At 58.0% G+C, this 8444-nt stretch carries 7 protein-coding genes; 1 reads left to right on the top strand and 6 read right to left on the bottom strand.

All coding sequences use genetic code 11. The features are described 5' to 3' along the window. Positions 1 to 334: 334 nt before the first annotated feature. On the bottom strand, positions 335 to 946 hold the full coding sequence (locus DU506_RS20095) for a LysE/ArgO family amino acid transporter (protein ID WP_114488635.1): 612 nt from the start codon (positions 944 to 946) through the stop codon (positions 335 to 337). Between the two features lie 158 nt (positions 947 to 1104). Between DU506_RS20095 and DU506_RS20090 the strand changes: the two genes are divergently transcribed. Beyond that, positions 1105 to 1974, top strand: coding sequence for a LysR family transcriptional regulator ArgP (locus tag DU506_RS20090; protein WP_114488634.1), 870 nt, complete (start codon positions 1105 to 1107; stop codon positions 1972 to 1974). Between the two features lie 175 nt (positions 1975 to 2149). Here the strand turns inward: DU506_RS20090 and gabT are convergent, their stop codons facing one another. The 5 genes from gabT to csiR all read right to left on the bottom strand — a co-directional run bounded on the left by gabT (position 2150) and on the right by csiR (position 8241). Continuing rightward, positions 2150 to 3424, bottom strand: a complete 1275-nt coding sequence (gabT, locus tag DU506_RS20085) for a 4-aminobutyrate--2-oxoglutarate transaminase (protein ID WP_114488633.1) — start codon at positions 3422 to 3424, stop codon at positions 2150 to 2152. A 31-nt stretch (positions 3425 to 3455) separates the two neighbouring features. Then, entirely contained in the window at positions 3456 to 4949 is a 1494-nt protein-coding gene (locus tag DU506_RS20080; protein ID WP_114488632.1) for an NAD-dependent succinate-semialdehyde dehydrogenase, read from the bottom strand. A 67-nt stretch (positions 4950 to 5016) separates the two neighbouring features. Continuing rightward, entirely contained in the window at positions 5017 to 6240 is a 1224-nt protein-coding gene (locus DU506_RS20075; protein WP_114488636.1) for a CaiB/BaiF CoA transferase family protein, read from the bottom strand. Between the two features lie 13 nt (positions 6241 to 6253). Beyond that, the gene (locus DU506_RS20070; protein ID WP_114488631.1) at positions 6254 to 7432 is read right to left on the bottom strand and encodes an acyl-CoA dehydrogenase; all 1179 of its coding nucleotides are present in this window, start codon (positions 7430 to 7432) and stop codon (positions 6254 to 6256) included. 122 nt (positions 7433 to 7554) lie between these two features. Beyond that, positions 7555 to 8241 (bottom strand): DNA-binding transcriptional regulator CsiR, encoded by a 687-nt coding sequence (gene csiR, locus DU506_RS20065; protein ID WP_114488630.1) that lies wholly within the window; start codon positions 8239 to 8241, stop codon positions 7555 to 7557. Positions 8242 to 8444 lie beyond the last annotated feature (203 nt).

The raw sequence follows: 8444 nt of genomic DNA, 5'->3' as shown, positions 1-8444 counted from the left end.
GGACATCTGCTGCAAGACTGTATTGACTATTTCCATGAAAGCCTGTGCTCGGGTGGTGATGTTGTGAGAGACCCCATTATCTGAGCATCAGGCTTTCTTTAAAACTGTCCGAACCATTGTTATAATAGAATAGGAAAAAATATAAAATAAGCTAACTATATTAAGGTGCGTTTAGGTATCTAGTGGTTTTTGCAGTACCTAAGTATTAGGTTTTTTAGTTATATGCAATTAATTTAGTTGGCCGTTTATTAGCTTCACTCATCAAGCTGGAGGTGAATTTTAAGAGTGCTTTAGGTGAGTGTGCTCAGGCTCAGGCGGGCACTGCTGGTAACCGTTAACTCTTTAGACCACTGAAGGCGAGATGCAAGGCAATCGCCGCCATCATCAAGCCGATGACTCCATCAATCATGCGCCAGGCCCAGGGGCGCGAAAGCCAAGGCGAAAGCGCCGATCCGCCCCAGGCCAACAGGCTGAACCAGAGGATGGAAGCGGTACCGGCACCGGCGACGAACACCGCCGCGCTCTCCTGCTGAGCACCGACCGCCGGGATCAGCAAAAAGGTATCCAGGTAGACTTGGGGGTTGAGCACCGTGACCGCCAGGGTGGCGAGCAACACCTGCTTCAGGCTCCGCTCCCCGGAGGCCGACACCGTCAGCCCCTGCCTGCCCGTCGTCGCTCGAAAAAGGGCCTGGCATGCCAACCAGCCGAGAAACGCCACGCCCAGCCAACGCATGACTTCCATGGTGCTGGGAAAGGTCAGCAGCAGTGCTCCAACGCCGAACATGCCCGCCGTGAGCAGCAGCAGGTCACTACTCATGCACAGGCCGGCCGACCACCAATGGTGTTCGCGGCGTACCGCCAGGCCCAGTACATAGGCATTCTGCGCGCCGATAGCCATGATGATCCCGCCGCACACCAGCAGACCTGTGAGATAACTTTCCAGCATTTGCCCGTATCCTTGCACTCTTGGTTGCCACCCTGTGGCGAAACAGGTCACTCAGGGGGCATGCCTGGGTTGTTGTGGCGGCAAGCATAGCGACAAGCCGTTATACTGAAAAATCATCTTGCTAATGGCACATCAGTTTTTCTTATATTGGACGCCACATGCTGGACTACAAATTGCTAGAAGCCTTGGCCACGGTTATCGAGTGCGATGGTTTCGAGCGCGCTGGAGATGCCCTGGGACTTTCCCAGTCGGCGATTTCCCAGCGCATCAAGGTCCTGGAAATTCGCTTGGGCCAACCGGTGTTGCTGCGTCATCCGCACCTGCAGCCGACACCGGCGGGACGTCGGCTACTCAACCACTATCAGCAAGTGCAACTGTTGGAGCGCGACCTGCGCGGCACGCTGCCCACCCTTGAAGAAGCTTCGCCGCGCCTGCGTATTGCGCTTAACGCCGATAGCCTGGCGACTTGGTGGGCCGATACGATCGGCCGTTTTTGCCAAGCCGAGGGGCTGTTGCTGGATATGGTCATCGAGGATCAGGACGTCGGCTTGAAACGCTTGCGTGACGGCGATGTTGCCGCCTGCCTGTGTGGCAGTGCACAACCCATCGCCGGGGCACGTTGTGTCCCCTTGGGCAAGATGCTGTATCACCCCTGCGCCACGCCCGGCTATATCGAGCACTACTTCTCCCACGGCCTGTCGGCGGACGCCTTTCAGCGTGCACCGGCCATTGTGTTCGGTCCCCACGATCAACTCCAGCACCGCTTCCTGGCCCAAGTCGGCTACCACGGCACATTTCCTTATCATCTCTGCCCGTCTTCCGAAGGATTCCTCAGGCTGGCGGTCGCCGGTATGGGATATGGCATGATGCCGTGGATGCAGGTGGCCCCCTGGGTGGAAAAGGGCCTGCTCGCCAGCCTCGCCCCGCAACAGCCGCTCGAGATCCCATTGTATTGGCACTTCTGGCGCCATAGCGGCCAGGTGCTGGAACGCTTGACCCAAGTACTTGGTGAAGCGCGATTGCAATGACCCGGGTAACGAAAATCATGGCAAGCTATTGAATTAGCTATTGAATCATTTTCAGAAGCTAAAAAACCGGCCGTGCCGCCTCGGCCCAGGGAGGGCAGGCGACACGGCCGGTTCAGCCACTTGGTCGTTTTAACCTGGGGTGTTTATAACCCCGTCGTTTCAAACCATTTTATCTTCAAACCAGTTCTTTCAAACAGGCTTCGATGATATCCAGGCCTTCTTCGAGGATGTTGTCCTCGATAGTGACCGGCATCAAGAAGCGGATGGTATTGCCGTACAGGCCACAGGAAAGCAGGATCAGCCCCTTCTCACGGGCTTTCTTGCACAGGGCACCGGCGAGGTCGGCATTTGGAGTGTGGTTGGCTTTGTCGGATATCACATCAAACGCCGCCATGGCACCCATGTTACGGGCATTATCAATGCAGTCGTAACTTTCCTGCCACTTGGCGAAACGCTTGGCCAGCTTGTCACCCAGCGCCCGGCTCTTTTCGAGAATATTTTCTTCCTCGAATATTTCCATTACCGCCAAGGCGGCGGCACAGGCGGTCGGGCTGCCGGTGTAGGTGCCGCCCAGGGAGTTGGGGCCAGAAGCATCCATGACCTTGTCGGTACCCACGACTGCCGAGATCGGCATGCCATCGGCCATGCTCTTGGCCATGGTCATGATGTCCGGTTCCACGCCGCTGTGCTCGATGGCGAACATCTTGCCGGTACGTCCGAAGCCGCTCTGCACTTCATCGACGATCATCAACATGCCGTGTTCGTCGCACAGCTCGCGGATCGCCTTGAGGAATGTCGGCGAGGCGGGGTAGAAACCGCCTTCACCCAGCACGGGCTCAAGGATGATCGCGGCGGTATCCTTGGGGTTGGCGTCGGTGCGCAGGGTCATTTTCAACCCGCGCAATGCTTCATCTTCACTGACGCCGTGATACGGCACCGGGTAAGGTGCGCGGAATACCGTGCCCGGCATGGGTCCGAAATCGGTCTGGTAAGGATTGACCTTGCCGTTCATCGCCATGGTGTAGAGGGTACGGCCGTGGTAGCCGCCATCGAAACAGATCACGTTGCTCTTGCCGGTGGCCGCCCGAGCGATCTTCACCGCATTTTCCAGGGCCTCGGCACCGGAATTGGCCAACATCACCTTGGCATGGCCGCGTACCGGAACGATCTGGCTGAGTTTTTCCGCTACCTTCACGTAGCCTTCGTAGGGCATCACCGTCTGGCAGGTGTGCATGAGCTTGTCGAGCTGGGATTTGACCGCTTCCACCACCTTGGGATGGCGGTGACCGACGTTCAATACCCCGATGCCGCCGGCGAAGTCGATAAAGCGTTTGCCGTCCGCATCCCAGAGTTCGGCATTCTCAGCATGATCGGCGAATTGGGTGGCAGGGCTGGCAGCGCCATTGGCGACATATTTCTGCTTGAGTTCGTTGAGTTGGGCGTTGTTCATGCTGACTCCTTGTTTGGACGTGGGCGATCGATCATAGACCGCCGATACAGACATACTTTAGTTCAGTGTATTCATCCAGGCCGTGGCGCGACCCTTCGCGACCCAGGCCCGATTCCTTGACGCCCCCGAAGGGCGCCAATTCGGTCGAGAGAATGCCCTCGTTAACAGCCACCATGCCATATTCCAGGCCTTCCATCACATGCCAGATACGCTTGTAATCGCGGGCATAGAAATAAGCGGCCAGACCGAATTCGGTAGCGTTGGCCATGGCGATGGCCTCGTCAACCGTTTCAAAGCGAAATAGCGGGGCCAGGGGGCCGAAGGTTTCTTCCCGAGCCACGCGCATCTCGGCGGTAACATCGGCGATCACGGTAGGCTGGAAAAAGGTACCGCCAAGGGCATGAGTTTCGCCACCGCAGATCAGTCGAGCGCCTTTTTCCATCGCATCGGCGATGTGCGACTGAACCTTGTCCACCGCAGCGGCATTGATCAAGGGACCCTGAACGATGCCGTCTTCCAGCCCATTGCCGACGCCCAGCGTTGTCACTCGAGCGGCTAACTTTTCGGCAAAGGCGTCATATACCCCAGTCTGGATCAGAAAACGATTGGTGCATACGCAGGTCTGGCCCGAGTTGCGAAACTTGGAAGCAATGGCACCTTCCACGGCGGCGTCCAGGTCGGCATCGTCGAAAACGATGAAGGGAGCGTTGCCACCCAGTTCCAGAGACGCCTTCTTGACCGTGCCGGCACATTGGGCGAGCAATTTCTTGCCGACGGGGGTAGAGCCGGTGAAGGAGATCTTGCGTACACGCGGGTCGGTGGTCAGCACTTCACCGATGGCGGCGGGATGACTCGCCGTGACCACGTTGAGCACGCCAGCGGGGAAACCCACATCCTCGGCCAGCTTGGCCAGGGCCAGGGCGGTCAGCGGGGTGGCTTCGGCGGGCTTGATCACCACCGGACAGCCGGCGGCCAGGGCCGGGGCGCATTTGCGAGTGATCATGGCCAGCGGGAAGTTCCAGGGCGTGATGGCGGCCACCACGCCGATCGGCTCGCGAAACACCAGAATACGCTTGTCGGGACCGTGTCCCGGCAAGGTCTCACCGGCGATACGCTTGGCTTCTTCAGCATAGAATTCGACGAATGAGGCGCCATAGGCGACCTCGCCACGGGACTCTGCCAGGGGCTTGCCCTGCTCGAGAGTCATCAGCCGGGCCAGGTCTTCCTGGTGAGCCATGATCGCGTCGAACCAGGCTCGCAGGAGGTTGGCGCGCTGCTTGGCGGTCAGCTTGCGCCAGGCGGGCCAGGCGGCATCGGCGGCAGCCACCGCTTCGCGAGCGGCGTCTGCATCCAGATCCGCTACATCAGCCAATACCTCGCCGGTGGCGGGGTTGGTCACGGCAAAGCGTTTTTCAGCGCCCACCCATCGACCATTGATATAGGCATCGGGTATGACGAGCTCGGCCAGGCTTTCCGGCAGAGCAGACGTACCCGGAGATTTGGAATTCGGTAACGAATGTGACATGGATAATGGCTCTCCCAAGGCCCGGCTAAGGGCAAAAAACAGTGATCAGAAAAACAATGATCGAGCGTCAGATGATGCCTTGTTGCTTCAATGCGGCGATTTGCTCTGCATCGAGTTGCAACATTTCTTCAAGGACCTGGTGCGTGTGTTGGCCCAGGCCGGGTGGGGGCATGTCGGCATTCAAGACAACATCGTTGAAGCGAATCGGGTTGGAAACCAGGTCCACCTGCCCGGCTTGAGGATGAGGCAAGGTCTGCTTGAGCTGGCGTGCCTTGACATGGGGGTCATCGAAAACCCGGTCCAGGGTGTTGATCGGCCCGCTGGGCACCCCGACGGCTTCCAGCGCCGCCAGCCAATGTGCGGTGTCATGACGCAAGAAGGCCGCCTGAAGAGTCGGTATCAGCTGTTCGCGGTTAGCCACTCGGGCGCCGTTGCTGGCAAAGCGCGGATCCTGGGACAGCGCGCCTAGCTCGAGCACCTTGCAGCAGCGTTTGAACTGGTCGTCGTTACCCACCGCAAGGATCATATGGCCGTCCGCCGTGGCGAATGCTTGATAAGGCACAATATTGGGATGGGCGTTGCCCAGGCGTTGCGGCACCTGATGAGAGGTCAGGTAGTTCAATGCCTGATTGGCGAGTACCCCGACTTGAACATCCATCAGCGCCATGTCGATATGGGTACCGCTGTTGCTGCGTTCGCGTTGAAACAGGGCCGCGAGAATCGCATTGGCGGCATACAGGCCGGTAAAGATGTCGGCCGTGGCCACACCGGTTTTCACCGGTCCGCCTCCGGGGGCATCGTCCGGTTGGCCGGTCAGGCTCATGATGCCGCCCATGGCCTGAATCATGAAATCGTAGCCGGCACGGTGAGAATAAGGACTTTTTTGCCCGAAACCCGTGATCGAACAGTAGATCAAACGCGGGTTTTCGTTCTTGAGACTCGGGTAATCCAGCCCGTATTTCGCCAGTCCGCCGACTTTGAAGTTTTCCAGCAGGACGTCGGACTGGGCCACCAGCTGTTTGATCAACTGTTGGCCTTCAGGCTTGGCCATATCCACCGTGACCGAGCGTTTGCCGCGATTGGCAGAGAGGTAATACGCGGACTCCCGAGTACCTGGGAGCCACGGAGGTCCCCAGTGGCGTGTGTCATCACCGCTGCCGGGGCGCTCGACCTTGATCACGTCGGCGCCCATGTCAGCCAGCAACTGGCCGCACCAGGGGCCGGCCAGCACCCGCGAAAGATCGAGCACCTTGACCCCGGCCAGCGGCTTGGGTGTGGAGGTATCGTTCATGGGCTCATCCATTTCAGAAAAATGCCTGAATACCGGTCTGGGTGCGGCCCAGGATCAAGGCGTGGACATCATGGGTACCTTCATAGGTATTGACCGACTCCAGGTTGACCATATGCCGGATCACGCCGTACTCATCTGAGACACCGTTGCCGCCGTGCATGTCGCGGGACTGACGGGCGATATCCAGCGCCTTGCCGCAATTGTTGCGCTTGATCAGCGAGACCATTTCCGGGGCCCAGTTACCGCTATCCATCAAGCGCCCGACCTGAAGCGCCGCCTGCAGACCCAGGGTGACATCGGTCTGCATGTCGGCGAGTTTTTTCTGGATCAGCTGGTTGGCGGCCAGGGGGCGACCGAACTGCTTGCGGTCCAGGGTGTACTGACGCGCCGCGTGCCAGCAGAATTCAGCACTGCCCATCACGCCCCAGGCAATGCCGTAGCGTGCCTTGTTCAGACAGCCGAAAGGACCTTTCAGGCCTGCCACGTTGGGCAAGATGTTTTCTTCCGGGACGAAGGCGTTGTCCAGCACGATTTCCCCGGTGATCGAAGCGCGTAGCGAGACCTTGCCTTCGATCTTGGGCGTGGTGAAACCCTCGGCGCCACGCTCGACGATGAATCCCTTGATTTGATTGTCGTGAGCGGCGGACTTGGCCCAGACCACGGCGATATCGGCAATCGGGCTGTTGGTGATCCACATTTTCTGGCCGGTGAGGCGGTAACCGCCGTCGACTTTCTCGGCACGGGTAATCATCGAGCCGGGGTCGGAGCCATGGTCGGGTTCGGTCAGACCGAAACAGCCGACCATTTCACCGCTGGCAAGCTTGGGCAGAAATTTTTGCTTCTGCTCTTCCGAGCCATAGGCTTCGATGGGGTACATGACCAGCGAGGACTGCACACTCATTGCCGAGCGGTAGCCGGAATCCACCCGCTCGACTTCCCGAGCGATCAAACCATAGGCCACGTGGTTGACCCCGGCACCGCCGTATTCAGGCGAGACCGTAGCGCCGAGCAAACCCAGTTCACCCATTTCGGTCATGATTTCACGGTCGAAACGTTCTTCACGAAAGGCGCTCAGTACGCGAGGTTGCAGTTTTTCCTGGCAATAGTCATAGGCGGCGTCGCGGATCTGGCGCTCTTCCTCGCTCAGTTGCTGTTCCAGCAGTAGGGGGTCATCCCAGTTGAAATGGGTCATGGCGTAGCTCCTTGTCGAGATCTAGGCAAAAATTCGGGTGACGATAAAAACACCTCGAAACCCAACATGGTATCAATGTATCGCTATTATTTTAAAATTTCTACATTTTTACCCACCTGTTTTCACGCCATGCCCTGGCGACGCATGACTTCGGTGATGATGGGCACCGGCGTCATCAGGTGTTCCCGCATCATATCGGTTGCAAGCTGGGTATCTCGTGCCAGGATGACGTCGACCAGAGCGGCGTGTTCCTGGCGTTTTTTTTCAAGGGCGGCATCGGAAAATACCGTTTCCCGCAGCCAGAGGTGGCGATAACGCTCCACCTTGTCGAACAAGCCTTCGCGAACCTGGAGCAAATGCGGCGAATTGCACCCGGCGGCAATCGCACTATGGAAATCTTTATGTCGGGAATCCCATATCTCCAGGAGGTCATCCGGTGTGTTGACCTCGGTGACCTTGGCCAACGCATGGGCCTTGGCCAGAATTTGCGCTTCCCATATATCGTCACCGCGTTCGATGCCTAGCTTGAGCACCATGGCTTCGACCTGGGCGCGGGCGTCGTAGATATCTTGCAGTTCGGCCAACGACATGGGGGCGACTCGATAACCACGTTGGCTGATCGCCACCACCAGATGTTCCGCCACAAGTTGCGAAAGGGCTTCACGCAGTGGGCCGATACCTAAGTTGTAGGTATCTTTCAGGCGGCTCATCAACAGTTTTTCACCGGGTTGATAGACGCCTCTGATGATGTCGTTTTTCAACCAGCGGTAGGCACTGATGCCTAGATTTTGTCGGGGAGTGTTGTCCATAAAGGTATTGTGTCCATAAAACAGCAAATAACCGAAATTTTCCCACCATCATAATGGAACGCGCGTTCGGTTGGTAAGCAAGCTAGCAGTCTGTCGGATTAAGGGGCGCGAATCGCAGAAGCAGCGTCCCTTCGTTGGTTTTTCCGCAGGGTAAGCAACCCTGCGGTTGGAAAGGCGCTTTCGCCTTCTACAGCCTTGTCTTG

Source organism: Vreelandella rituensis (genome assembly GCF_003336665.1).
In the GTDB taxonomy this organism is placed as follows: domain Bacteria; phylum Pseudomonadota; class Gammaproteobacteria; order Pseudomonadales; family Halomonadaceae; genus Vreelandella; species Vreelandella rituensis.
The sequence above is the reverse complement of the archived record's forward strand: the minus strand, read 5'-3'. Positions and strand labels throughout refer to the sequence as shown.

Coding starts and splice junctions, on each gene's coding strand:
- DU506_RS20090 (WP_114488634.1), top strand. CDS start 1,105: ATGCTGGACTACAAATTGCTAGAAGCCTTGGCCACGGTTATCGAGTGC.
- DU506_RS20095 (WP_114488635.1), bottom strand. CDS start 946: ATGCTGGAAAGTTATCTCACAGGTCTGCTGGTGTGCGGCGGGATCATC.
- DU506_RS20070 (WP_114488631.1), bottom strand. CDS start 7,432: ATGACCCATTTCAACTGGGATGACCCCCTACTGCTGGAACAGCAACTG.
- DU506_RS20080 (WP_114488632.1), bottom strand. CDS start 4,949: ATGTCACATTCGTTACCGAATTCCAAATCTCCGGGTACGTCTGCTCTG.
- gabT (WP_114488633.1), bottom strand. CDS start 3,424: ATGAACAACGCCCAACTCAACGAACTCAAGCAGAAATATGTCGCCAAT.
- csiR (WP_114488630.1), bottom strand. CDS start 8,241: ATGGACAACACTCCCCGACAAAATCTAGGCATCAGTGCCTACCGCTGG.
- DU506_RS20075 (WP_114488636.1), bottom strand. CDS start 6,240: ATGAACGATACCTCCACACCCAAGCCGCTGGCCGGGGTCAAGGTGCTC.